We start from the raw sequence: 26,012 nt of genomic DNA, 5'->3' as shown, positions 1-26,012 counted from the left end.
GGATGGTATCTGTGGCATTTACTCAATAACATTCTGTTCTCCATGATAAATTACCGAAAATAGTTACTCGATATCGATAAGTTAACGTTAAATGAAACAGAAGAAAATCTGATAATAATGATTAGTAGTATCAATATAAATGATAACACTAACTAGTGCGCCCTCAGCGAATATTGAGATAACGTAAAAGCGGCGAGGAAACCTCCTAACTCACTGTATTAAAAGCTTTATACTAGGTGTGATTCAATAAGCATGGCGGTGGATTTTAACAGTGAGCAACAGATGCTCAAGGTTGCCCCCCTAACACTTAATGCTGACCATTAATGACTCGGCATATCCCAACGCCAGCCAAGAAACGTGACCCGCCCCACACTCCAGCACACCTTTGCGTCATACCGCCACCCCGCAAGCACAACAAAGAGAGGTAACTCAAACTAAAGCCAAGACCAGCGGGACGATTCACAAAATAGTGAGATAGTGAGAGCCCTGCAGCGGCGCAATATGCATGCCTAATTGGTAAAAATCGGCTAATTGGTGGCGTAAGTTGTTAAGTGGCTCCCAATTCATCTAATCTTTAGTTTCAACTTTATTGATACTTAATGTCAGCCTTATTTGGCTGTGTTAATATTTTTGAGGTAAATTGGTCTGACCAATTTTAAACAAGAAAAGGACGTATCTGCTCACTTTATAATGGAGCGTTTTCATTTCATTTACAGTGGCGGCCAAGTTAATCGAGTATCACAGACGGCATACAAGCCAGCGCCGCTTGACTAACTTATTAGGGATTCTGTTGCAGCCATCATCAATTTAGATGAATCACTATGTTCTTTTCGGAGAATGAGAAATTATGTCAGAAACCGTCAAACACGCAGAAATGGAAACCTCAGAGCAGTCTTATAAAGCGCTTCATCGTCCCGCGTCTGAGTTTAATACTCGTGAAGAATACTTAGATCATGAATTACAAATCATGAAGCCTAGGCGTTGGGGTCTTAACTTACCGGGTCGAGATTTTCGCTTTGAATGGGAAGACCTTGTTCCCGCCATCGCTGGCACTATCGGCATTACCGTTATGTATTCTGCGGTAATGGCAGCTTGGGCTGCTGGACTGACCGAGAAATGGGAGCACGTTAATTTAGGTGCCGAGTTTGCCATTCAAGTTGTTCGAGTAGAAATGCTCATCCCTGCGTTACTCTTTTGTATTATCAGTTCCGGTTTTATCAACCCTCGCGCCAACCTTGGCGGTAATCATGGCCCCATGATCCCACTGATAGGGGCAATCGCCTTAGCTGGCGCACACCCTCTCGCACTGGCCATTTTACTCGGTGTCTTTGGCCTTATTCTCAGTTATTTTAAAGGCGGATCGCGACTGGTTAACCTCACCTCTAGTGGCGTGGCCGGTGGTTTATTGGTGTTCCTCGGTTTTATGGGGGCCAAGAGTCAAATTAGCTCATTGTTCGATTGGGCTGGGAGTTTACAATCCAAGCATGCTCTGGATTACAGCTTAGGCTATGTAGCCTTCTTTATTTTGTTGGTGAATGTGATCTTATATGCCTATCTTGCTAAGGTGGGTAAACGTTGGCTAGCTATCCCATTGTGCTCAATTGCCGCGATTGCTTTAGCATTTGGCCTAGGAGCGGGGCTAGATCTGCAATTTGTGACGGAGCCTGGTATCCCTAATTTGAATCCAGCTTATTGGTGGGGTTCAACCGAATACGGTTGGCAACTAGGCCTGCCTAATGCGGCGCATTTTATCGCTTCACTTCCCTTTGCGATTTTAGCGGTTGCCATGTGGTCACCAGACTTCTTAGGTCACCGTATTTTCCAAGAACTGAATTACCCTAAAGGCACTGAAAAAGTACTCATGGATGTTGATGACACCATGACCACCTGTTCTTTACGCCAAATGGTCGGCACCGCTGTGGGTGGTGGTAACATCACCTCATCATGGGGCACTTATATGATCCCTGCTGCCATTGCAAAACGCCCTATTCCTGCTGGTGCTATTTTACTCGGTACACTGTGTATCATAGTTGCTGTACTTGGCTATCCAATGGATGTGACGGTGTGGCGCCCTGTAATGTCAATTGCTTTACTTGTGGGGGTATTCTTACCGCTACTCGAAGCGGGTATGCAGATGGTCAAAGACACCCAAAGTAGCCAAGCGGCGGGGATCTGTATTTTCGCCTCGTTTGTGGCCAATCCTGTGCTGGCATGGGCACTCACCATGTTCTTAGACAACAATGGCCTCATTGGTGACAAAGAGCGAGCTAAAACATTAAGCGTCGCTGACCGATTAATTATCCCAGGTTTGGCCTTCGTTATCTGCCTTGCAGCAATGCTAGCAGTAGGCATGATCCAAGGGATCCCAGCTCTATTGTAAACACTGTGCCACAAAGTGGTGGATCCCCCTGCTGTGTGGCTATTCTTCTATACTTGTGATGATTAAGTGCCCTCTGATTTATAGTCAAGATTATCGTTGCTAAACATAGGGCCTGTTGATTTTCCAAGGTTGTTTTTGCAGGGAATTGTTGGATATTCATACAAAGCAGAAGCTTTGTGGTGTAGTGATTCTACATAAAAAGCTGAGCACGCAGTAGAAATGACCAACAAACGCTGCTCGAAGGGGTCGGCTAAAAACGTTTTACTCTTTGTTAAGTGAATTTTGCTTAGATGACTAGGCTGCAATCCACTCGCCTCGATTAACACGTTTTTGTCTCGAACAACATTCAACCAGCAAAGATCAACAGGCCCTAACAATCTCATACTCAATCGGGATTGTTATTCGTGCACAGTGGCGATAATTTAGGTCTAAATAACCGACTTTAAGATGAGATGCAATTAGAGAATGCGGGTGAAAATGATAGGTCGGTTACAGTTTTGCCTTTATCTCTAGCGAATCTGATGCAGCTAGCAAGTGGATATGCTAACATCCATCAGGTAAATTGGTCTTACCAATTAAGTGGTCGCCGGTAAAACTGTAACGTGTCATCTTATCGGCCATCTAAAGTATAGAATTTAATCGATTCGATAATCGGTTCCCATCATCAGGGCAACATATTGAGGGGAGCTGTTAAGACTTAGCTATTGGTGTATCGCACTCTTTGTTATCAGAGCCAAATCGATACCCAATAACCTTTATCTCAATACAGAAGGTATTAGTACGATGACCGAAAAAACTGAGCTGTTCACCAAAGCGTGGGAAGGTTTTACTCCTGGTGATTGGAAGTCTGCAGTAAATGTACGAGACTTTATTCAAGCAAATTACACCCCTTATGAAGGCGATGAGTCATTCTTAGCTGGCCCAACCGAGGCGACCCTAACATTATGGGACAAGGTCATGGAAGGCATCAAGCTGGAAAACCGCACCCATGCGCCTGTCGATTTTGATACCGATAAGGTATCGACTATCACCTCTCACGAAGCCGGTTATATCGCTAAAGAATTAGAAACCATCGTTGGCCTACAGACTGAAGCGCCTCTTAAGCGCGCTATGTTGCCAAACGGTGGTATCCGTATGGTAGAAAGCTCTTGTGCTGCCTACGGTCGTGAATTAGATCCAAACATCAAATATATCTATTCTGAGCTACGTAAAACTCATAACCAAGGTGTATTTGATATCTACACCCCAGAGATCATGCGTTGTCGTAAATCAGGTATCCTAACTGGTTTACCCGATGCCTATGGCCGTGGCCGTATTATCGGTGACTACCGTCGTATCGCGCTCTATGGTATCGACTATCTGATGCAAGATAAATTTGCCCAATTTAGTTCGCTACAAGAAAAGTTTGAAGCCGGTGAAGACTTAACTGCCACAATGCAACTTCGTGAAGAAATTGCAGAGCAGCATAAAGCTCTTGGCCAAATGAAACAGATGGCGGCGAGCTATGGCTTTGATATTTCACGCCCAGCAACCAACGCCAAAGAAGCGATTCAATGGACATACTTTGGTTACCTTGCGGCAGTGAAAAGCCAAAATGGTGCGGCTATGTCACTGGGCCGTACGTCGACCTTCCTTGATGTATATATCGAGCGTGACCTGAAAAATGGTCTGATCACCGAAGAACAAGCGCAAGAAATGGTTGACCATTTCGTGATGAAACTGCGTATGGTTCGCTTCTTACGCACTCCAGAATACGATGAGCTATTCTCTGGCGACCCAATCTGGGCGACCGAATCTATCGCTGGTATGGGACTGGACGGCCGCACTTTGGTGACCAAGTCAAGCTTCCGCTTCTTACATACGCTATACAACATGGGCCCAAGCCCAGAGCCAAATATCACCGTACTTTGGTCAGAAAAACTGCCTCTAACCTTTAAAAAGTACTGTGCTAAGGTGTCAATCGACACTAGCTCTATTCAGTATGAAAACGATGATCTAATGCGTCCGGACTTCCAGTCCGATGACTATGCAATTGCTTGTTGTGTCAGCCCTATGGTTGTGGGTAAACACATGCAGTTCTTCGGCGCACGTGCCAACCTTGCTAAAACCATGCTTTACGCTATCAACGGCGGTATGGATGAAAAACTCAAGACCCAAATCGGTCCTAAGTTTGAGCCTATTACTGACGAAGTGCTCGATTTTGATGACGTAATGGGGCGCTTAGATGTCATGATGGATTGGTTGGCTAAGCAATATGTATCAGCGCTTAATGCCATTCACTTCATGCACGATAAGTACTCTTATGAAGCGGCCCTAATGGCGCTACATGACAGAGACGTTCGTCGCACCATGGCGTGTGGTATCGCGGGGCTTTCTATCGCAGCCGATTCATTGTCAGCTATCAAATTTGCCAAAGTGAAGCCTATTCGTGACGAGCACGGCATTGCTATCGATTTCGACATCGAAGGCGATTATCCTAAATTTGGTAACAACGATGCACGCGTCGATGATTTAGCTACTGAACTGGTTGAGCGCTTTATGGCGAAAATCCGTGACATGAAAATGTACCGCGATGCCATTCCGACTCAGTCAATTCTCACCATCACCTCAAACGTGGTTTATGGTAAGAAAACAGGCACGACTCCAGATGGCCGCCAAGCAGGAGCGCCATTTGCGCCAGGTGCCAATCCAATGCATGGCCGTGATGAGAAAGGCGCTGTCGCCTCTTTAACCTCGGTGGCTAAACTGCCCTTTGCTCACGCTCAAGACGGTATCTCTTATACCTTCTCTATCGTGCCAAATGCACTAGGTAAAGACGATGATGGTCGCCGCACTAACCTGGCTGCGTTGATGGATGGCTATTTTGCCCATAACGAGTCTCGTGAGGGTGGTCAACATCTTAACGTGAACGTGATGAACCGCGAGATGCTTGAAGATGCAATCGTTAATCCTGATAAGTACCCACAGCTGACAATCCGTGTTTCTGGTTACGCAGTGCGCTTTAACGCCCTAACACCAGAGCAGCAACAGGACGTTATTACACGTACTTTCACCAAAGGGATGTAAATTTAAGCGTTCCCCAGTATTAACTGTGGATTTTTGGTGAATTTAAGATAGGCTGTGCGGCTAATTTAGCACAGCCTACTTTATAGGAGTCGCAATGACAGTAAAAGGCCGGATTCATTCACTCGAATCCTTTGGCACAGTCGATGGTCCAGGCATCAGGTTTATCGCCTTTATGCAGGGCTGTTTAATGCGCTGCCAATACTGCCATAACCGTGATACGTGGGATCTACATGGTGGCCGTGAAGTCGAGGTTGATGAGCTAATGGAGCAGATCATTAGCTATCGCCCGTTTCTCGAATCGAGCGGTGGAGGAGTAACTGCCAGCGGTGGTGAAGCCATACTGCAAGCCGAGTTTGTTGCTGCCCTCTTCCATGCTTGTAAAACCCAAGGTATCCACACCTGTTTGGACACTAACGGTTTTGTCCGTAAATACACCCCGGTTATCGACGAACTGCTCGATAACACAGATTTAGTGCTACTGGATATCAAACATATTGATGATGCCAAGCACATCGAATTAACCCAAGTCAGTAATCATCGCACCCTGCAATTTGCGCAGTACCTTCAACAACGCCAACAAAAAACATGGATTCGCTATGTGGTTGTAGGTGGATTTACTGATGATATTGACTCAGCGAAAAGCCTCGCTGAGTTTATTAAACCCATGAATAACGTTGAAAAGGTAGAGTTATTGCCCTATCACGAACTCGGCAAACACAAGTGGGAAGCCCTAGGTGAAGAGTATCAACTGAGCCATATTTCGCCCCCGAGTCGCGACACGATGGAACAGATAAAACAGATTTTTTTAGATGCAGGGATCAATGCGGTTTATTAACCACTACAGATTTTCCCAGTAACTGTTATCGAGACGTTCAAAGGCTATTTTTAAAATCACCGCCATATCGAGATAACACGCTTTTGCCCCTAAAGGGGCACAAGCAACCCCTATGCTTTGCAGTTTGATTGACAAATTATTACACCAATCGAGCAAGCTTAACGGTAACGGATGCGTAGCTCGCCAGCCGAGCCAAAATAAACCTTGGATAGGTAAACTGATAAAAAACAACGCGATGGTAATGGCTTGTGGTAAAAAAGCCCATCCATAAAGATACAGTTGACTGCCAGCAGCAATAATGGCTAACAACGGCATAAAGCGTAATCCCAGCTGAGTCGCCCTGACAACGCGATACTCTGGGAAATAGAAACTAAGTTGTTTAACCATGGGCCACGTCTTCATATAACGACGACCGTCCCCTAAGGTTTTAAACACTTTTACTGTCAATGATGACACCTAAACTTTGAGACACTGTCCTTACCATAGCACAATCGGTTTAAGAGTCCCAAGTACTCCAAACCCGCTTAAGGCAGTTTATTCGCCCCAATATTGGGCAAAACACGTGGTTTGCACTACATATTATTGCAGCCATTACATTTTGGTGAACGCACCCGATTCATCTACTTTGCAAAAGGTTTTAAACATGTCAAATAAACTGGTATTGGTACTTAACTGCGGCAGCTCTTCATTGAAGTTTGCTATTATTGATGCCCTCACAGGTGATGACCAGATCTCTGGCTTAGCTGAGTGTTTTGGTCTTGAAGACTCACGCATTAAGTGGAAAGTTAACGGCAATAAATCAGAGTCAAAACTAGGCGCCTTTACCGCTCACCGTGAAGCGGTTGAGTTCATTGTGACCAAAATTTTGGGTGAACACCCACAAATTGCCGAGAAGATCCAAGCCATTGGTCACCGTATCGTTCATGGCGGCGAGAAATACACCCAGTCTGTCATTATTGATGACACCGTACTTAAGGGTATCGAAGACAGTGCCGTATTTGCACCACTGCACAACCCTGCTCACCTGATCGGTATTCGTGCGGCGCAAGCCTCTTTCCCTGAGCTACCACAGGTTGCCGTGTTTGATACTGCGTTCCATCAAACCATGCCTGAACATGCTTATATTTATGCACTACCTTATAAGCTATATCGTGAACACGGTATCCGTCGTTATGGCGCACATGGTACCAGCCACCTATTCGTTAGCCGTGAAGCGGCTAAAGCCTTAGGTACAGAACCGAGCGACACCAATGTTATCTGCGCTCACTTAGGCAACGGTGCATCGGTTACGGCGATTAAAGGCGGTAAGAGTGTTGATACCTCAATGGGCTTAACCCCTCTAGAAGGCTTGGTGATGGGCACACGTTGTGGCGATATGGACCCTTCAATCGTGTATCACCTTATCAATAAACTTGGCTACACGGCTGATGAAGTCAACAACTTGATGAACAAGCAAAGTGGTCTATTAGGCATTTCAGAGCTAACCAATGATTGCCGCGGCATCGAAGAAGGTTACCAAAATGGCCATAAAGGCGCGACATTGGCATTAGAAATATTCTGCTATCGTTTAGCTAAATATATCGCCTCTTATACTGTGCCACTGGGTCGCCTCGACGCACTGGTCTTTACTGGCGGTATCGGTGAAAACTCCGATCTTATCCGTGAAAAAGTGCTTAACTTGCTTTCAATCTTCAATTTCGAAGTCGATACAGAACGCAATACGGCTGCGCGTTTTGGCAAACAAGGTCAGATCACCACTGACAATGGCCCTATCGCCATGGTTATTCCAACTAATGAAGAGTGGGTTATCGCCGAAGACGCGGTAGCACTGCTCAATAAATAATAGTGAGACGGGATTAACCCGTCTCGCCTAAGCGTAAATTGACCTGCAAGTTACGGCTTGCAGGGTAACAAGAGGTATTTATGTCTCGCAATATCATGCTCATACCCAACGGCACTGGTGTAGGCTTAACGTCTATCAGTCTCGGTATGGTTCGCGCGTTAGAACGCCACGGCGTTAAGGTGCGTTTTTTTAAGCCTATCGCCCAGCAGCGTCCAACCGATACAGGCCCTGAACGTTCGACCACTATTTTAAGTAAGTCGCCTACAGTAAACCCGCTTGAGCCGTTCGATATGGCTCACGCTGAAAACCTGATCCGCAACGATCAAACCGATGTGTTAATGGAGCAGATCATCGCGCGCGCCACTGAATGTGCCGATGCCAGTGAAACATTGATTGTCGAAGGTTTAGTGCAAACCCGAAACCATCCGTTCTCTGACGACATCAACTATCAAATTGCAAAGGCGCTCGATGCGGATATTATTTTCGTCGCAGCGCCGGGTAATGAAACCCCAACGGCACTGATGAACCGCCTTGAAATTGCATTCAACGCTTGGGGCGGCATTAAAAACAAACGCATTATCGGCGCGATTATCAACAAGATCGGCGCACCAGTTGATGATGAAGGTCGTGCTCGCCCCGATCTGTCTGAAGTATTTGACCATCAAGATGTGCAGCGCCCCGATCCAGCAAGTATGTTCCAACTGCCAGGTAAGAGTAAACTGCGTATTCTAGGTAGCGTACCTTACAACTTAGATTTGGTCGCACCACGGGCATCGGATCTGGCTAAGCACTTACGCGCGCGCATCATTAACGCTGGCGAAATGCATACGCGCCGCTTACGTAAAGTCACCTTCTGCGCACGCAGTATTCCTAACATGGTCACCCACATTAAAACCGACTCATTGTTAGTCACCTCGGGCGATCGCTCAGATGTGATTGTATCGGCCTGCCTAGCGGCAATGAACGGGGTTAAGGTTGGCGCGCTGCTGCTCACAGGTAGCTATGAGCCAGAGCCTGAGATTATGGCATTGTGCGAGCAAGCCTTTGAAACCGGTTTACCTGTGTTCCTAATCGACACAAATACATGGCAAACATCACTTAATATTCAACGTTTTGATCATGAAGTGCCTGTCGATGACGCCGTGCGTATCGAACAAGTACAAGAGTATGTGGCTAGCCATATCGATCAAAATTGGGTAGAGAGCGTGACCGAAAACTCACCTCGCGAACACAGACTCTCGCCACCAGCTTTCCGTTACAAACTCACTGAAATGGCGCGTGCTGCCGCTAAAACTGTAGTACTACCTGAGGGCGACGAACCCAGAACCATCGAAGCGGCAGCCATCTGTGCACAGCGTGGTATCGCTCGTTGTGTGCTACTTGGTAATCGCGAAGAGATCTTGCGTATCGCCAACCAACAAGGGGTTACACTTGGCGAAGGCGTTGACATTGTTGAGCCAGAATCCGTACGCGAACGTTATGTTGAGCCTATGCTCGATCTTCGCCGTCATAAGGGACTGACCGAAGTCGTTGCGCGTGAACAGCTCGAAGACAACATGGTACTAGGGACTATGATGTTAGCCCAAGGTGAAGTTGACGGTATCGTTTCTGGGGCAGTCAACACCACTGCGAACACCATTCGCCCACCGCTACAGTTAATTAAAACTGCGCCGGGTTCAAGCTTAGTCTCCTCTATCTTCTTTATGTTGATGCCAGATCAAGTGTTGGTGTACGGTGACTGTGCAATTAACCCAGATCCAAATGCAGAACAACTGGCCGATATCGCCATTCAATCGGCAGAAAGCGCAGCAGCCTTCGGTATTGAGCCCCGCGTGGCAATGATCAGTTACTCAACGGGCAGCTCAGGCACGGGCTCTGATGTAGATAAAGTGCGTGAAGCGACCCGTATCGCCAAGGAGAAGCGCCCTGATCTGATCATCGACGGCCCACTGCAGTATGACGCAGCGGTTATGCCTAATGTGGCTCGCTCTAAAGCTCCCGATAGTCCTGTAGCCGGTCAAGCGACGGTATTTGTATTCCCAGACCTAAATACAGGTAATACAACTTACAAAGCCGTACAGCGAAGTGCTGATTTAATTAGTATTGGTCCAATGCTGCAAGGCATGCGCAAGCCAGTTAATGACCTTTCACGTGGTGCACTCGTCGATGATATCGTCTACACCATCGCACTGACTGCGATTCAAGCTTCACAAAGCTAAGCGATAATCCAAAATAAGTCGTTACCAACAAAAAAGCCTGTCAATCGACAGGCTTTTTTATTATTGCGGCAATGGCAATGGAGTCGAGATAAAGGCAGATAAGCCCAGTAAAATCACAATGCATCAAAATTTAACCAGTAGTTATTATCAATTAAGTTCAACAACTTAAAAGTTATGCATCGAGTCTTCAACATAGTTGTCCACAGAATCTGTGGATAACCGCAGTAAGTTATCTATTCAGATATGCCTCATTGCTGCATCATAGTCAAGCCATTTATGACAACAAACTTAATATTAACATCGTCGCTAACGTCCACCGCCATAGGCATGAAGCTTCAAATGACGACTTCGCTTATTGTTAATTGCCTCACCAACTTATGTAGACAACGCTTGTCGATGTATCCCAATCTAGGCAAGCTAACAGCACAACATAAACGCTAATGATGACAAATCCCCTCTAGCCCTTGCCAAGTAAATACAGAGCCGCGATACTGTTAAGCAAATTTCATTGATATAAATTACATGAGAAACTTACTTTTTTTGGTGATGGTCTTACTCGCTGGTTGTGGCCAGGGTAGCGACCCTATGAAGGGGATACAGACCCCTGAGCAGGTTTCATTAGGCTTTTTCAACGCTATCTATGTCGATAGAAGTATCGACAAAGCGTTGCAATATGTTGATGAGCCAATGCAGCAAGTGCTGCAGCACTATTATATCGCCTCAGCAGTACAACGCCATGTACTCAACTTATCAATGACAGATGTCACATTAGAGATAGAAGAGATTGATATCGATTTTTTTCGTAAATTCACCAAAGATATTACAGTGATAGTAAAGTTATTTGGTCTTAAAGATGGTCAAAAATGGATAGACGACCGTACGATCAGGTTGCATAAGGTGGATAACCGCTGGGTGATTGTTGAAATATTACCCGAAAAAGGGAATTTAAATTAAGACTAATCAACTTAGTTTCTGCACTCTTTATCGGCAATAGAAATGATATTTATCATATAAATAAGCTCATCTTAGCAGGGTATTTTTCGCGGGCTCCCCCAGTCTAACAAGGTTTGGTCAGGCAATACGGTGAATATCAATAGTAATAAACAAAAAAATAGCAACCTAATGGTTGCTATCTTTATCTAAAATCGGCCTTATGCGCATCGAGGATACGGTAATGCAGATCCTGTAATGGGGTTACCCATTAACACAATCCCTTATCCAAAAACGTTTCGTCATCCATTTCAACAGGAAGTGACTCAATCACATCATCTTGAACTTGGTAATATGCGCTTTCGTAATCACGTGCTTCCATAACGACTCCAGATAGTATTGTAGGGTACAGGCATGCCTTTATGAATGCATTTTGCCTTGGGTCTTAATCTGCCTTTCAGCAAACTATGGGCGGCATACTAACACCAAACAATACCGACTTACAGAAAACTTTCATAATTGTCGCCAAAAACAGGCCTGAAACCTTAATTAACACAAAAACCACCATGCAAGAATGAAAGACTTTCAAGGTTAGGCACACTTTTACGACTCAAGGCTTATGAAGATGGCGCTTACAATTAAACAGCCTATCGCTCTGATCTCAGTGCCGAGACGTCATAAACACAGTTGTTGGTCAATCAATACTGCTGCGAAGCGGATATGGATGCACTGGTGGAGTTTGATGTGAAAAAATTAGTCGACCTGTTTGTTCAAGGTGACACATTGTCAATCCGTGTGTTTATGGCTCCAGTGTCCATTTCGTTCGATGTACAGGACCGACTATTTAATGAAATATCAGCATTAAAAACGCACTGCTTATGATGCTAACGTGCAGCCCCATGTGTCATATAGCTCATCGGTGCTGCTGGAGTATTTAATCTGTTAAACAACAGAGCAGTAAGCGAAGCAAGGCTGCGGCGTAATGCCGCAGCCTTCAATGAAGATGATATAAATTATACCGTTACGGTAGAATCCATATCTCTTTTATGCTGATAGCGCAGTACCTTAAGGGCTTTATTGGGATCTTTATCGCAATACACTTCAGGGTTAGCCAACTGTTCAATAAAGATTAAATCAGGACTATGCTCTGCCACCTGCTGCATCAAAAAGTCGATATCCAGTTCAGGAGCATTGAGACACAGTAAAATGTCCCCCTGTTCGGCCAAGAGACTTGGAAGGCGCCGTAATAATCTGGCGTAATCTTTTGTTGCTACGAAACTACCACGCTGATTACTCGGCGGATCGGCAATAATAAGATCATAAGGCCCAAATTTGGTTAGCTTACCCCATGACTTAAAAATATCATGGCCTAAAAATCGAGCGCCATGAGCCAAGCCATTGTGCAAATGGTTTTGCTTACCAATACTCAGCGCCCCCTTACTCATGTCAATATTAACGACTTCATCGGCACCACCTTGCAGTGCCATAACAGAAAAGCCACAAGTATAAGCGAATAAGTTCAATACCTTGCACTGCTTAGCATGTTGTTTAACCCATGCCCTACCCGCTCGCATATCGAGAAATAAGCCGTGATTTTGCCCTCTTAACAGATGCACCTGAAATTGCGCACCGTTTTCCGTGACATAATGGGGTTCGGGTACTGCACCTTGAAGCAGTTGGGTTTCTGTCTGGCCACCACAGCGATGTTGAAAGACCAAGTTAAGGGGTTCTTGCCCTTTAAGTTGCAGCCAACGCTGAGTGATTGCCGTTGTTAATACATTAATTTCATCCTCATCAATGGCCTTAAAACTGGTCAAAAGTAATACCGGAGGAAACCAATCTAAACACAGGTGCTCACACCCTGCGAACATACCACCACGACCATGAAAAAGGCGCTCAGCATCATCACCTAAAGTAACGTGTTGCAATGCTTGTACAAATAATTGCATTAAAATTTATAACCCTATAATTAAGCCTGACTTTCGCTGTCAGTCACTGTTTCATCTGTGGCGACGCCAGCCACTTCATCAACCTTATCGGCCAACAATATGGCTAACCAGCCACCACTCTTACTCGACTCGAGTGCAATCTTAACAATCATAGTCAGGGGCACAGATAACAACATGCCAACCGAGCCTAATAACCATCCCCAAAAAATTAATGATAGAAATACCACCAAGGTCGACAATCCGAGTCCACGCCCCATATATTTTGGCTCCACCACATTGCCCATCACCATATTGGTCCCCAAATAGAGCAGTGCGGTTCCACCAGCCGCGGCGGGGCCTATTTGAATAAATGCCAGTAATACTGCAGGGATCGCCGCGATGATCGAGCCAATATTTGGAATATAGTTAAACAAAAATGCGACAACGGCCCACAGCAGCGCATAATCAACGCCCATCACAGCCAAGCCTATTCCGACTATGGCACCAGTGCCGAGGCTAACCAAAGTTTTAATCACCATATATTGATTAACAGAGTGCAGAAATTTATCGATCTGCTTTAAGCGCATGTCAGGATCATCTAAAGCAAGGTGTAACTTTTTAGGTAAGTTTTCCGCTTCGGACAACATAAAGACGACGGTTAGGATGATTAAAAACAGGTTAGCCATCACCCCACCGACGCTAGACAACATATTGGTGGTCATCGACAGCGCCACACCCGGATCAAAGTAAGCCAAAATTTGTTCACGTGACAAGTCGATATTAAAGGTGTGTAATTTAGTCAATATCCAAGCGAATTGTTCAACTAACTGATCGCGATATTGGGGTAATTGACGTGAAAATTCGTTAATAGAACTCCCCACTAATGAGGCCATCCAAAGCCCCATCAGCACGATAAAAATCATCATAAAGAAAACCGCAATCGGCCTCGGGATCTTAAATCGAGTCATACCATTAATGGCAGGATTACAGATAGCCGCAATAAAAGCCGATAATACAAAGGGCACGACAATCGGACTTGCCGCCTTCATGCCAGCTAATATCACCACAATAAAAGCCATAATGGCAAAGCCCTTAAATGCAACACCTTGGTTTTCAAATCGAGCCATCTACATAATATCCTTATGAATAAACTATAAAATAATCGTGTGATCCGTGTGGGATACCACTACATGGTAATGGGTTACCTAACGCTATCGTCACTCATCCACTGACTCCACTCATCTTAAACCACATGTTCAAACCTTGATTTTACCTTGATGGAGTAAATTATCGCATGATTATCAAAAAAATCATCGCTTTGGTTGCCACTATCACCATAGCAGAAACAGCCTTGTATCGCTTAATAAGACAAGGATACAGGCTGAACCAGCCTTAACATATAACCATCCGAATACAGAGCTCAATCAGACTCACAGACCAGGTCCTCTTCTGATTAACCCAAGCGTACGAATAAACAGCAGGTTTTTCTAATCAAGTGCCAAGCTCTACCATCTATTTGTTATCCGCCAAGATGAGAGTCGATTAAATATTAACAATATAATGATCCTAACTAGGATAGTTAGTGTATATTTTTGATAACGTAGAAAAAAGTGGAGCGACTATGAAAATACTCATCACTGGAGGCACAGGCTTTATCGGGCGGCAGCTGGTTAACGCATTAAGTGCCGATAATGACATCACCATATTGACTCGCTCCGCGGGGAAGGCCCATCTCGAACTGGGGCGTCAGCACCGGCTATTAGGTAATCTCAGTGCATTATCTTCGCTAGATGGATTCGATGCTGTGATTAACCTTGCAGGAGAGCCTATTGCCGACAAGCGTTGGACCTTAGAGCAAAAACAAAAAATTTGTCACAGCCGCTGGGATATCACCACAAGGCTGAGCCAACTGTTTAACGCCAGCCAACATCCACCGTCAGTTTTTATTAGTGGCTCGGCTATTGGTATCTATGGCAATCACGATGACCACACCTTAATTGATGAAAGTTTTGATTTAACTCAGCATAATGATGCCAGCCATACGGATTTTGCTCATCGGGTCTGCACTCGCTGGGAAGCACTGGCACTTGAGGCGGCCAACAGCACGCGCGTGTGTATTGTTCGTATTGGTTTAGTGCTTGGCCTTAACGGCGGCGCACTGAAAAAGATGTTACTGCCTTTTAAAATGGGCGGGGGAGGCATTATCGGCTCAGGCAAGCAAGGCATGAGCTGGATACATCAAGCCGATTTAGTGGGACTCATCCTTTTCTTACTTCATAATGATAAGTGCAGTGGCATTTTTAACGGCACCGCACCCAACCCGGTCAGTAATAAAGACTTTACCAAAGCGCTTGGCAAAGCACTGCATAGACCGACCTTTTTACCTATGCCAGCGATGGCGCTGAATATCGCCTTAGGTGAGTTATCACAGCTGTTACTTGAGGGGCAATATGTTTACCCTAACCGTGCATTAGAAGCAGGTTATCAGTTTACATACCCACAACTGTCAGAGGCATTAGCGGCATTAATGCAAAATCAATAAGGATTGGGTAAAGCCAGTCAACATAGATGTGTAAATACTATTTGTTGCTAAACTCGTCTTTTCATCGCGCAAAATGACATAGTGCAAGCCATCGCGATTAAACAAGAGGCCGGCCCCTTTATGGGTCACTGGCCTCTGTTGTTTATTAAGCTTTAAGTAACTCACCACACGACTTTTGCAGTAACTGCCGGCAACGCCATGTGCCGAGCAGAGCCACAATAACGGCGCCAGACAGTGGCGCTAATACCCACCAATCCCAATGCATATACACAACGAGCTCAAACACTTGGGTCTTTAACAGATACAAGGTGAATTCGGCCACAACCACAGCCATCACCCCAGCTATTAGCCCTAATAAGGCAAATTCAAGTGCGGTCGCCATGCGCAATAACCAGCCCGATGCGCCAAACGTCCTTAATACGGCAAGTTCGCGTTGGCGCGTTGCCATGCCCGCTTCCGTTTGTGCCACCATCACTAAACTGCTCGCAAGTAACACCAGTACCAGCACTAAGGTGAGCGATAACGACACTTGGTCGATGATCTCACGCAACTGCTTAACCATGGCGCCCACATCAATAATCGACACGGTTGGAAAGCGTTTAATCAACTCAAGCACCAGATGTTTTTGGTTGTCTTCAAGATAAAAGCTAGCCATGGAGGTATATGCAAAGGGCGCTAACGCCTCTTGGGTAAAAATCATAAAAAAGTTGGGTTGTAGGGTTTCCCAGTGCACCGCACGTATACTGGCAATGTTCACCGTGAGCCTTTGATTGTCTATTTCAAAAGTTAATGCATCGCCTAAATCAACGCCCAAACGTTCTGCGACGCCTGATTCAATTGATACCTCATCACTGGCTTGATTAAATGTGCCCGATAATAGATCGTTATTTGGGGGTAAATTGTCACGCCAGGTCAGATTGAGCTCTCGAGATATCCCCACTCTACCCTCATTACCCGCATCGGCTTGATCCGATGAAATCAAGTCTTCGCCATTGATCTGCACCAAACGTCCACGGATCACAGGATAAATATCGGTGGCCTTAATCGCATTTAGGCTAAAGTAGTCATTAAGGGGTTGCTGTTCATCGGGAGCGATATTGACTAAAAAGTAATTAGGTGACCCCTCCGGCAGTTGCTTTTGCCACTCATCGAGCAGGTCTTGGCGCAACGCAATTATCGTTAACAAGAGTACTAATGCACTACTAAATCCCACCAATTGTACCGCATTTTGCTTCGCTCGACGGCGCAGACCTGCTAGTGCCAATTGCATCGGATTAGTGGTTTTCATGCCGACGCTATGACCTGCACTGATAAGCACAAAACCAAATAGGCTCAACAGTATTCCTAACAACAATACACCGGCAACAACCGTCATGGTCAGGGCGAGACTTTGCGAATACAGATAACCTAACAAAGCCATGGCACCGACACTCAAAAGCAGGTGTAGCCACATACCAAACTGCACGCCTTCAAGTTGTCGCTGTAACACCCTCAATGGTGGTATGGATAACAAACGCATCAACGGATAAGCCGAAAACATAAACGCCGAAATGAGTCCAGTCGCCACACCCAATAACAGTGGCCGAGCCAATGGCGCATCATATTCGGCAATAGCTTGGGGTAAATAAGCGGTTAACATCGCATCAAGTGCGAGTCCACCGAGTAGCCCTAAAATAATGCCAAGACTGGTGACAAGTAAGAGATGAACACCAAATAGCACTCGAATTTGCTGACTCGATGCGCCGAAGGTTTTCAGCATGGCGACGACGTCAAAATGGCGCTGACAATAGCGCTGAGCAGCGATACCAATAGCGGCGCAGGCCAGTGCGATACCCAGTAAACTGGCCAAAAGCAAAAATCGCTCGGCCCGCTTCACCGCACTGGCAATGGGAGAGTCGCCCGATTGCACATCGACCCAACGCTGGCTGTTATTAAGCAGTGGTTTAACGGCCTCTTCGAGCACGGCAAGCTTATCGGCATCGCCCGCAAACTGATGAATATAACTGACTCGACTGCCCGGTTGAATCACCCCGGTTTTCACCACGTCGTCAAGACGCATCAATACCACAGGTGACGAAGCAAAAGGGTTGAAACCAGCATCAGGTAAACGCGCAATCTCGGCGCCAAGGCGAAATTCCGCATTACCAATCTCAAGTGAGCTGGGGGAATTTAATATGCCACCCAGACGCGTCTCATACCATAAGGTGTCGGCTGGCGGTAAGGTATGGGTCACGCCATCGACTAACTCAATTTGGCCTTTTAATGGGTATTTAGAGTCTACCGCACGGACGGTTACCAGCTGAAAATTGTCGTTAGCATACACCATAGAATTGAACTGCATGCTCTGAGCATGCGCGAGCCCTAAGCTGCTCGCTATGGTTAAAATCTCACTGTCGATGGGCGTTGGCGAATTGATAATACGGTCGGCGGCAATAAATTTAGACGCCTGCCCATTGATGGCAATTTGTAATCGCTCGCTTACCCTTGCAAGCCCTGTCACCGATAATACGGCCAGAGTAATGGCTAAGATGATCAGCAGGAGTTGGCCCTGAAACAGCTCGCGCTTAAATAACTTCCATGCAATGCGCATCTCCATTAACTTGCCTCCATCGATGCCAATTTACCTGACTCATGGGGATCGGATTGCAGCGTGTCATCTGGCTCAGTTAACAGCCCTGCTTGCATAATAAATTGACGCTCACAGCGATTAGCCAACTGCAGATCATGGGTAACCAATATCAAGGTCGTATCACTATCACGGTTGAGTTCGAATAACATATCCGCGACCTTGTCGCTGTTAGCCCCATCAAGATTCCCCGTAGGCTCATCGGCAAACAGCACCTTAGGCTCGCAGATAAATGCCCGCGCAATCGCGACACGTTGCTGCTCTCCCCCCGATAATTGGTTAGGAAAATGGGTTAAACGATGACTTAAACCAACGCGATCGAGCATAGCTTCGGCTTTTTCACGGGCACACTCAACTCCCGATAACTCGGCAGGCAACATCACATTTTCTAATGCGTTAAGAGTATCCACTAGCATAAATGATTGAAAGATAAAGCTAACCTTTTCCTTCCTCAGTCTCGCCTTACCTTCTTCATCAAGGCCATGCAGTGCCTCACCATCGAGGAATATCTCTCCAGACGTTGGTGAATCCAATGCCGCCAGTAACCCAAGCAAGGTCGATTTACCCGATCCTGAGGGGCCAAGGATCGCCACACTTTCGCCTAACTTGACATCCATGTTGATGCCGTTGAGGATAGTAAGCTCTCCCTCTTGGGTAGCCACTGACTTAATGAGATTATTTACCGTGATAGCGCTATTATCTGACATAAAATCCTTATTCATCCTTCGCTTAAATGTTGTGTTGCGACTGCTTGGTCTCGGTCTGATGCTCAATATGCTTCCAGTCCATGCTAACCCAATCTTGATACTAGGTGATAGCCTAAGCGCAAGTTATGGCATGGAACGAGACCAGGGCTGGGTTCATCTGTTACAACAAAAAATGCCAGATACAACCATAGTCAATGGCTCTGTCAGCGGAGAAACCTCCGCAGGTGGCCTTCGTCGACTACCGGGACTGCTTAAGTCGGTTCAACCCAAACTGGTGCTTATCGAACTTGGTGGTAACGACGGTCTGCGCGGTTTTTCACCCAAGCAGCTAAAAACCAATCTTGCCGAAATGATCCGCCTGAGTAAACAAGCAGGCGCTAAAGTCCTGTTAAGTGAAGTCATGGTACCACCTAACTATGGGCCACGTTATGCCCAAATATTTACTCAAGTTTATCAAGACTTAGCTAAAGAGCATCAAGTGACTTTAATGCCCTTTTTTATGACAGATATTGCCATACACCCCGACCTCATGCAGGCCGATGGTATCCATCCTAACCAAGCTGCTCAAGCGCAGATAGCCGATTTTGTTCAGCCTTGGCTCTTAGATACGCAGCCTACGCCACTTTAGGATCAATCATTTCACTGTGGCTTGCATTGGCATTAAAGACAACGCCTTAAAGAACCAAGCCACAGCTTTGCAGTCAATAAAATGTACTTTTGTAATTAAAGTTCACTGAACACTATGTGTGAGTGTATAGCTATAATTCATTAAAATACAGCAACTTATTTGTCGCATGGATATCCTCCCAAACAACAAACTCTCTCTACTGCCTATTTTAACGTTAAATGCTTTAGCACAAGGCAATGATGATTAAGCTCGGTATAAGCCAAAGGCTATAACGCGTTTTAGGTCAAACAGGACATTAAGACAATAAAAAACCCGCTAAAAAGCGGGTTTAAACATTGACCTATACACTAGCGATTAACTCATAGGTTGGTTTTTTTCAGCCATACGATTAAAAACAGCATTCACACAAAGCGATGCTGCATGAGCAATTTTATCTGCCAGCTTTTTCTTCAATCGATAACGCACTTTAATCACGGTTTTATCTTTAGCCAGATCCATAATCACATCATCGCTAGTGGATAACGCATCGATAAGTCCTAATGCAATGGCTTGCTGGCCATACCAATGCTCACCCGTTGCCACCTTATCAAGATCTAACTGGGGTCGATATTTGGCGATAAAATCTTTAAATAATACATGAGTTTCTTCTAACTCTTGTTGAAACTTTTCACGGCCTTCGTCAGTGTTTTCACCAAAAAGGGTCAAAGTTCGTTTAAAGTCGCCCGCAGTGTGTTGCTCATAATCGATATCGTGCTTTTTCAGTAATCGATTAAAATTAGGGATCTGAGCCACCACACCAATGGAGCCCACAATCGCAAACGGAGCCGCGTAAATCTTATCGGCAACGCATGCCATCATGTATCCACCACTCGCGGCCACTTTATCCACACAGATAGTAAGAGGGATATTTGCACTGCGCAATCGATCAAGCTGACTCGATGCCAAACCGTAACCGTGGACCATACCGCCACCACTTTCAACGTTCACCACCACCTCATCGCCCGCTTCGGCGATGGTTAAAATAGCACTGATCTCCTCACGTAGTGATGCAACTTCACTGGCATCAAGGCTGCCTTTAAAGTCGATAACAAAGACTTTAGGTTCTACAGGGGTATCCTGGTGGCTTTTCTCCGCCTTCTCTTTTGCTTTCTCTTGCGCCTTACATTGCTTCTCGTAAGCCTTAAACTGCTTCTTTGACAACAACTCTTCTTTTAAATCGTGTTTTAACGACTGTAACTCTTCAGACAAATTAGTGAGGTTTAACTCTCCTTTATCCGCTTTCTGTTTAATCGCAGACGCCAATATCACTACCACTACCGCAATAATGGCGATAACAATGGTTACTGCCTTGGCAAGGAATAATCCATACTCGTACAAAAATTCCAAAATCAACTCCGTTTAAGGCTCTGTCGCTACACTAAAAATGTGGCGGTTATTCTATCAGTACTACTTTGAATAACAAATGCAGTAATAAAAAAACCCAGCATTTGCTGGGTTTTTCTTCAATTATTTAAACTGCTATTGGGCGATGCCCACACAAGGCTGGACTACAGACGAATCTCTGATCGAGACAGTAGCCTGCTGTTTACCCGCAGTTAATGCAAAGGTGGCCACTTGTTGCTGCATTTCGGCCGTCGCAGCAGCCGCTTTACCATCTGTGACACCTGGGATCTCACTTGGGCTGACGATAGAGCTATGATGACCTTTACTAAAGCGCACCGCGCCTGAGCCTTGAATCGTGCTATCGACGCATTCAAGACCTAGGTTGGCAATCAACGGCTCTGTACCTGATACAGGGAAGTTCTCAACTGCGTTAGGCAACACCTGATCCGGTAAATTGCTCTCATCCCCCGTCACTTCAATCAAATGGACAGGTAAACCACTCGCCTTTAGCGCAGCGGCATGGTTAATAGGATCGGCACCATCAACTACGGTTTGCACTGCAAAGGCAAATGTCGGTATAAATTGGCCATATACGGTTTTGACCAAAGCCAGATATTCATCGCTACCTGGCTCATAACCAGCGGTATTAGCCGCATCGACTAACGCTTGGAATGTCTCATTGGCAGTAATGTTCGCAAACAGCACAGGACCAAAAGTCGCTGAACCAATGAAAGTTCCGGCAAATCCCCCCGAAGGCGCAACTAGCGAAACGGCATTGAGTTTATGTACATAGCTTAAATCCATGCCATTAGGATGAGTCAAGCCCGAACTGGCATAAGTGGCAAAGTCAGTTCCCACTATTGCACCTAAACTCAGGCCTTGGGCACTAATTTGGGTAATATCAAACATCTGTGGTGCCTGAGCAGCGGCAAGCCCACCCGCTAAACCAGTAAGCGCGGCGCGCAATCCTAAATGGTCAACAGTTGCTTGTCTGAAATTATCACGTACCGATAAGGTACTGTTGATATTGATAAAGACCAGTGGATCACCTTTGGCAAAAGCATCAGGTGTACCAACGACGGCGCCAAAAGAGGGATCAGTGGCTGACACCTCATAGGTACCATCACCATTGGCATCAAATGACCGTGCACCATGTAGCGGCATATCGATGGCTATAGTCGCAACTCCCATGGCAGCATAACTCCCGGCATAGGCAAGTGACATCTCTTTACCACCACCTAAACCATGCATAGCGATCGTTGTCGGCCAACCAGCAGTCGGCGCAGTAAAAGTCTGCCCTTGATCGGCATAAAACGCAGCCAATCGTTGTGCATTTGGCATAGAGATCAACACGGGGACCGTTTCACGGCCTGTCGGCACTGGAATGGGGTTAAACTTAGTCAAATGCTTGGCTTTATCGGCAGCCGTACCATCATCGAGCAGCCACGTTTTGCCTGCAAGCAACGCTGGATTACCTAACGCTTGGCTCGGATCGATACCCTGTGCTACCGCTTGCGCGCCAAAGTTTTGTTGGCTCATGGTGCCAGATTGAAGCGCTAACAGCACAGAGACAGGGCTGTCACCAACGGCTTTCCAATAACCATCAATCCCATTACAGAACGCCGAATTACAACTACCGTAAGTCGGTAATGACAACTCGGCAACATACACATCCGCCAGACTCGACACCACATAAGCCAGACCGTCAGCAGGCGTTAAGCCTGCCGCTTGGGCAACTGTTAACCCTAGCGGGTGTGGCTTGGGGACAGTAATGGAGGGCGCATAAGGCGAGCCTTCTTGTAGCATCAATAACTTGGTCGTCTCATAAACATCACTGATCGCTTGAGTGGTAAACAAAGCTGAGTAACTGATACTCGAAGAGTCAACACCATGGGCCGCTGCAATGCCTTTTTCGTAACTATTGACTAAACCTTGCAACATTAACTGCTCAGGCGTCTCTAAGGGCTTAGTTTCAATATCGAGCTTTAATAAGCCATAAGTCGAAGACGGCGCAAGCGCACGACCCTCTGAATCTTGAATAAGATTAGTAGTAGCATAAATATAAGATTGGTTTGCTTTAAGTGGTTTAAGCGGAATAACCGCAATGGTGCTACCCGATGTGGTCGTCACAAAATCAACACCAAATTGCAGCTCATCACCCACTTTACAGGCAGATGCTGATGCCGCAGCTTGGCACTCTGGATCGTTTGAGAGTGGTCCTCCGACCGTCGCTTCAAACAATCGCACCGCGCCTGGCTGAGCAACAGAGGCGGCATCTAAAGTCAGTGCCGCGCCATCATTATTAGTTGCCAGAGCAACATTAATCGAAATTGGCGATGTGGTAGACCACCCATCTAATGCGCCAATGGCGATGGTGGCATCGGTATAATCACCATTAGCCTCACTTGGAGCATCGGGATCTGAACTTTTAGGAATAGTGATAGTACCATCAAGTGTGCCGCTAAAAAGCAAATCGTTAGGTAACGGCACAGCACCATTAGCCGGATCAAATACTATCGTGGATTGAGGTGTCAACGGTTCGGTCTTATCAGCCAGTTGATCAACACTATCTTCGCTACAACCTGTCATTCCTAACGCGGATGCTATTGCGACACCCAAAAAGAGTCTTTTCATCTTTTTTCCCCAAATCTTGTTGTAATAATTTTGTTTTCCCCAAAAATTGGTCACAATAGTCTTCCTTGCGTGACCCCTAGGACTTTTTAAGTCCCTATCTCAGCTCAAGTTAACGTAAAATTATTGAGTTAGCTACATCTTTGTCACATTTAAAGCCGGGATAAAAGGTCACAACTTAATCGTTTGTTTTAAACAAGCGTTTTTGACTGTAATAAATCATAGAAATGGCGGGTAATTCCGCTAATAGGAAAAATTAACTCATGTTGGAATATCAGGCAGCAAAAGATTTACTTAAAGATAAAACCATTTTGGTTACTGGTGCAGGTGATGGCATTGGACGCGCAGCTGCACTGGCATACGCTGAGCATGGTGCCACGGTGATCTTATTAGGCAAAACGGTCAAAAAACTTGAAGCCGTGTATGATCAAATTGAACAAGCTGGTTACCCAAAACCTGCAATTGTGCCATTAGATTTGAAAGGCGCCACCGAACAGAACTATATCGATATGGCCGAAACCATCGAACAGCAATTCGGTCACCTAGATGGTTTACTACACAACGCCAGCTTATTAGGGGTGTTAGGCCCGTTTGAGCATATCTCACTCGATTCGGTAAGAGATGTACTACAAGTCAATGTGGTCGCCGAGATCATGATGACCAAGGCGTTATTACCCGTGATGAAAAAAGCGCCATCGGCATCTCTCATCTTTACTTCAAGTAGTGTTGGCCGTCAGGGACGTGCATTTTGGGGCGAATATGCTATCTCAAAATTCGCCACCGAAGGCATGATGCAATCCATTGCCCATGAATACCACGGCACTTCACTGCGCGCCAATAGCATCAACCCTGGGGCGACTCGCACAGGTATGCGCGCTAACGCTTACCCAGCAGAAAACCCACAAACATTGAAAACCCCAGAAGAGATCATGCCAACCTACTTATACTTAATGGGTGATGACTCTAGTGACATCACAGGCCAACAATTTAACGCTCAGTAGCCTGATTGAAGTATAAAAAAGGGAAGCTTGCGCTTCCCTTTTCTGTGCATAAACTATAAAAAAATGCTCTATTTATATTTACGCATCACTAAAGTGGCATTGGTACCACCAAACCCAAAGCTATTACTCATAATGGTATTTAGCTCTGCTTCACGATATTCAGTCACTATCGGCATATCTTTCGCTTTTTCATCGACGTTGTCGATATTGATGCTCGGCGCGATAAAGCCGCTTTCCATCATAATAAGGCTGTAGATCGCTTCATGTACACCAGCGGCTCCGAGAGCATGGCCCGTCAGTGACTTAGTAGAAGCTATCGGTGGAAGCTTATCACCAAAGGTTTCGGCTAATGCTTCTAGCTCACGCATATCTCCTACTGGCGTCGATGTACCATGGGTATTGATGTAATCGATAGGAGTATCGACATCAGCAAGTGCCATTTGCATACAACGCACTGCGCCTTCGCCTGATGGCGCAACCATGTCATAACCATCTGATGATGCGCCATAACCCACCACTTCGGCATAAATTTTTGCACCGCGCGCCAGCGCATGCTCAAGCTCTTCAACGACCACGATTCCACCGCCACCAGAGATAACAAAACCATCACGGTCAGCATCATAAGTGCGAGAGGCTTTTTCTGGGCAGTCGTTATACTTAGTCGATAGTGCGCCCATGGCGTCAAAGCCCATAGTCAAAGTCCAATCAACCTCTTCAGCACCACCAGCAAACACCATATCTTGTTTGCCCATCTGAATAAGCTCAACCGCATGTCCAATACAGTGCGCACTGGTAGCGCAAGCCGAGCTAATTGAATAGTTCATGCCTTTAATTTTGAATGGAGTTGCAAGGCAAGCGCTAGCCGTGCTCGACATAATACGTGGCACAATGTAAGGGCCAACGCGCTTAACGCCTTTTTCACGCAGGGTATCAGCAGCTTGTACCTGGTTGGCCGATGATGCGCCGCCCGTACCTGCGATAATACCAACGCGATGATGTGAGTATTGCTCTTCTGTTAGCCCTGCATCATTAATCGCTTGCTCCATGGCAATGTACGCATAAGCTGCGGCATCTCCCATGAAACGCAGTGCTTTACGATCAATATGTTCTTTCGGGTCTAACTTAATGTCGCCCCAAACATGGCTACGAAGCTTCATTTCTTCAAACTGATCTGAATGGGTGATTCCACTACGACCTGCTTTGAGTGACTCGGTGACTTCTTGCTTGTTATTACCAATACTTGAAACTATGCCAAGTCCGGTGATCACGACTCTTTTCATTATTTACTGTCCA

At 45.9% G+C, this 26,012-nt stretch carries 17 protein-coding genes; 9 read left to right on the top strand and 8 right to left on the bottom strand.

Features of this window, described 5'->3' with window-relative positions:
- Positions 1-847: 847 nt before the first annotated feature.
- The 3 genes from DVO77_RS16960 to pflA all read left to right on the top strand — a co-directional run bounded on the left by DVO77_RS16960 (position 848) and on the right by pflA (position 6,281).
- Complete coding sequence (locus tag DVO77_RS16960) at positions 848-2,380, top strand: DUF3360 family protein (RefSeq protein ID WP_110456911.1); 1,533 nt, start codon at positions 848-850, stop codon at positions 2,378-2,380.
- A 783-nt stretch (positions 2,381-3,163) separates the two neighbouring features.
- Positions 3,164-5,446: a formate C-acetyltransferase gene (pflB, locus tag DVO77_RS16950; RefSeq protein ID WP_119979120.1), complete on the top strand. Its 2,283-nt coding sequence runs from the start codon at positions 3,164-3,166 to the stop codon at positions 5,444-5,446.
- 94 nt (positions 5,447-5,540) lie between these two features.
- Positions 5,541-6,281 carry a pyruvate formate lyase 1-activating protein gene (gene pflA, locus DVO77_RS16945; protein ID WP_110456909.1) on the top strand — a complete coding sequence of 247 codons (741 nt, stop codon included), beginning with the start codon at positions 5,541-5,543 and terminating at the stop codon, positions 6,279-6,281.
- Positions 6,282-6,284: 3 nt separating this feature from the next.
- Here pflA and yfbV read toward each other — a convergent pair whose 3' ends face one another.
- On the bottom strand, positions 6,285-6,728 hold the full coding sequence (yfbV, locus tag DVO77_RS16940; RefSeq protein WP_110456908.1) for a terminus macrodomain insulation protein YfbV: 444 nt from the start codon (positions 6,726-6,728) through the stop codon (positions 6,285-6,287).
- Between the two features lie 196 nt (positions 6,729-6,924).
- On the opposite strand from yfbV, the gene ackA reads away from it, so the two are divergent.
- The 3 genes from ackA (at position 6,925) to DVO77_RS16925 (ending at position 11,297) form a co-directional block, all read left to right on the top strand.
- Complete coding sequence (gene ackA, locus DVO77_RS16935; protein WP_119979119.1) at positions 6,925-8,124, top strand: acetate kinase; 1,200 nt, start codon at positions 6,925-6,927, stop codon at positions 8,122-8,124.
- An 80-nt stretch (positions 8,125-8,204) separates the two neighbouring features.
- Positions 8,205-10,343 (top strand): phosphate acetyltransferase, encoded by a 2,139-nt coding sequence (gene pta, locus DVO77_RS16930; protein ID WP_110456906.1) that lies wholly within the window; start codon positions 8,205-8,207, stop codon positions 10,341-10,343.
- Between the two features lie 522 nt (positions 10,344-10,865).
- On the top strand, positions 10,866-11,297 hold the full coding sequence (locus DVO77_RS16925; RefSeq protein WP_119979118.1) for a nuclear transport factor 2 family protein: 432 nt from the start codon (positions 10,866-10,868) through the stop codon (positions 11,295-11,297).
- A 989-nt stretch (positions 11,298-12,286) separates the two neighbouring features.
- On the opposite strand, the gene DVO77_RS16920 is transcribed toward DVO77_RS16925, so the two are convergent.
- Complete coding sequence (locus DVO77_RS16920) at positions 12,287-13,222, bottom strand: class I SAM-dependent methyltransferase (RefSeq protein WP_119979117.1); 936 nt, start codon at positions 13,220-13,222, stop codon at positions 12,287-12,289.
- 20 nt (positions 13,223-13,242) lie between these two features.
- Positions 13,243-14,328: an AI-2E family transporter gene (locus tag DVO77_RS16915; RefSeq protein WP_119979116.1), complete on the bottom strand. Its 1,086-nt coding sequence runs from the start codon at positions 14,326-14,328 to the stop codon at positions 13,243-13,245.
- A 494-nt stretch (positions 14,329-14,822) separates the two neighbouring features.
- Here DVO77_RS16915 and DVO77_RS16910 point away from each other — a divergent pair, with 494 nt between their 5' ends.
- The gene (locus DVO77_RS16910) at positions 14,823-15,743 is read left to right on the top strand and encodes a TIGR01777 family oxidoreductase (protein ID WP_119979115.1); all 921 of its coding nucleotides are present in this window, start codon (positions 14,823-14,825) and stop codon (positions 15,741-15,743) included.
- Between the two features lie 145 nt (positions 15,744-15,888).
- Here DVO77_RS16910 and DVO77_RS16900 read toward each other — a convergent pair whose 3' ends face one another.
- Both DVO77_RS16900 and DVO77_RS16895 read right to left on the bottom strand, forming a co-directional pair.
- On the bottom strand, positions 15,889-18,339 hold the full coding sequence (locus DVO77_RS16900; protein ID WP_119979113.1) for an ABC transporter permease: 2,451 nt from the start codon (positions 18,337-18,339) through the stop codon (positions 15,889-15,891).
- Positions 18,339-19,076: an ABC transporter ATP-binding protein gene (locus DVO77_RS16895; protein ID WP_110456096.1), complete on the bottom strand. Its 738-nt coding sequence runs from the start codon at positions 19,074-19,076 to the stop codon at positions 18,339-18,341. Before DVO77_RS16895 ends, DVO77_RS16900 begins: the two co-directional genes overlap by 1 nt.
- 58 nt (positions 19,077-19,134) lie before the next feature.
- Between DVO77_RS16895 and DVO77_RS16890 the strand changes: the two genes are divergently transcribed.
- Positions 19,135-19,704 carry an arylesterase gene (locus DVO77_RS16890; RefSeq protein WP_119979154.1) on the top strand — a complete coding sequence of 190 codons (570 nt, stop codon included), beginning with the start codon at positions 19,135-19,137 and terminating at the stop codon, positions 19,702-19,704.
- A gap of 354 nt (positions 19,705-20,058) precedes the next feature.
- Here DVO77_RS16890 and sohB read toward each other — a convergent pair whose 3' ends face one another.
- Together sohB and DVO77_RS16880 are read right to left on the bottom strand one after the other, a co-directional pair.
- Positions 20,059-21,090: a protease SohB gene (gene sohB, locus DVO77_RS16885; RefSeq protein WP_110456097.1), complete on the bottom strand. Its 1,032-nt coding sequence runs from the start codon at positions 21,088-21,090 to the stop codon at positions 20,059-20,061.
- Between the two features lie 132 nt (positions 21,091-21,222).
- A complete protein-coding gene (locus DVO77_RS16880) occupies positions 21,223-23,721 on the bottom strand; it encodes a VolA/Pla-1 family phospholipase (RefSeq protein ID WP_119979153.1) in 2,499 nt (832 codons plus the stop codon).
- A 260-nt stretch (positions 23,722-23,981) separates the two neighbouring features.
- Between DVO77_RS16880 and DVO77_RS16875 the strand changes: the two genes are divergently transcribed.
- Entirely contained in the window at positions 23,982-24,719 is a 738-nt protein-coding gene (locus tag DVO77_RS16875) for a YciK family oxidoreductase (protein WP_119979112.1), read from the top strand.
- A gap of 68 nt (positions 24,720-24,787) precedes the next feature.
- Here the strand turns inward: DVO77_RS16875 and fabB are convergent, their stop codons facing one another.
- Positions 24,788-25,999 carry a beta-ketoacyl-ACP synthase I gene (fabB, locus tag DVO77_RS16870; RefSeq protein ID WP_119979111.1) on the bottom strand — a complete coding sequence of 404 codons (1,212 nt, stop codon included), beginning with the start codon at positions 25,997-25,999 and terminating at the stop codon, positions 24,788-24,790.
- Positions 26,000-26,012 lie beyond the last annotated feature (13 nt).

It is taken from the genome of Shewanella algidipiscicola, assembly GCF_003605125.1.
In the GTDB taxonomy this organism is placed as follows: Bacteria; Pseudomonadota; Gammaproteobacteria; order Enterobacterales; family Shewanellaceae; genus Shewanella; species Shewanella algidipiscicola.
The sequence above is the reverse complement of the archived record's forward strand: the minus strand, read 5'-3'. Positions and strand labels throughout refer to the sequence as shown.

Bases quoted from the DNA above. Each gene is read 5' to 3' on its own strand.
- DVO77_RS16915 (WP_119979116.1), bottom strand. From the start codon at position 14,328: ATGGCTCGATTTGAAAACCAAGGTGTTGCATTTAAGGGCTTTGCCATT.
- pta (WP_110456906.1), top strand. From the start codon at position 8,205: ATGTCTCGCAATATCATGCTCATACCCAACGGCACTGGTGTAGGCTTA.
- DVO77_RS16895 (WP_110456096.1), bottom strand. From the start codon at position 19,076: ATGTCAGATAATAGCGCTATCACGGTAAATAATCTCATTAAGTCAGTG.
- DVO77_RS16880 (WP_119979153.1), bottom strand. From the start codon at position 23,721: ATGAAAAGACTCTTTTTGGGTGTCGCAATAGCATCCGCGTTAGGAATG.
- pflA (WP_110456909.1), top strand. From the start codon at position 5,541: ATGACAGTAAAAGGCCGGATTCATTCACTCGAATCCTTTGGCACAGTC.
- DVO77_RS16900 (WP_119979113.1), bottom strand. From the start codon at position 18,339: ATGGAGATGCGCATTGCATGGAAGTTATTTAAGCGCGAGCTGTTTCAG.
- ackA (WP_119979119.1), top strand. From the start codon at position 6,925: ATGTCAAATAAACTGGTATTGGTACTTAACTGCGGCAGCTCTTCATTG.
- DVO77_RS16960 (WP_110456911.1), top strand. From the start codon at position 848: ATGTCAGAAACCGTCAAACACGCAGAAATGGAAACCTCAGAGCAGTCT.
- DVO77_RS16925 (WP_119979118.1), top strand. From the start codon at position 10,866: ATGAGAAACTTACTTTTTTTGGTGATGGTCTTACTCGCTGGTTGTGGC.
- DVO77_RS16875 (WP_119979112.1), top strand. From the start codon at position 23,982: ATGTTGGAATATCAGGCAGCAAAAGATTTACTTAAAGATAAAACCATT.
- DVO77_RS16920 (WP_119979117.1), bottom strand. From the start codon at position 13,222: ATGCAATTATTTGTACAAGCATTGCAACACGTTACTTTAGGTGATGAT.
- DVO77_RS16890 (WP_119979154.1), top strand. From the start codon at position 19,135: ATGCTCAATATGCTTCCAGTCCATGCTAACCCAATCTTGATACTAGGT.
- fabB (WP_119979111.1), bottom strand. From the start codon at position 25,999: ATGAAAAGAGTCGTGATCACCGGACTTGGCATAGTTTCAAGTATTGGT.
- DVO77_RS16910 (WP_119979115.1), top strand. From the start codon at position 14,823: ATGAAAATACTCATCACTGGAGGCACAGGCTTTATCGGGCGGCAGCTG.
- pflB (WP_119979120.1), top strand. From the start codon at position 3,164: ATGACCGAAAAAACTGAGCTGTTCACCAAAGCGTGGGAAGGTTTTACT.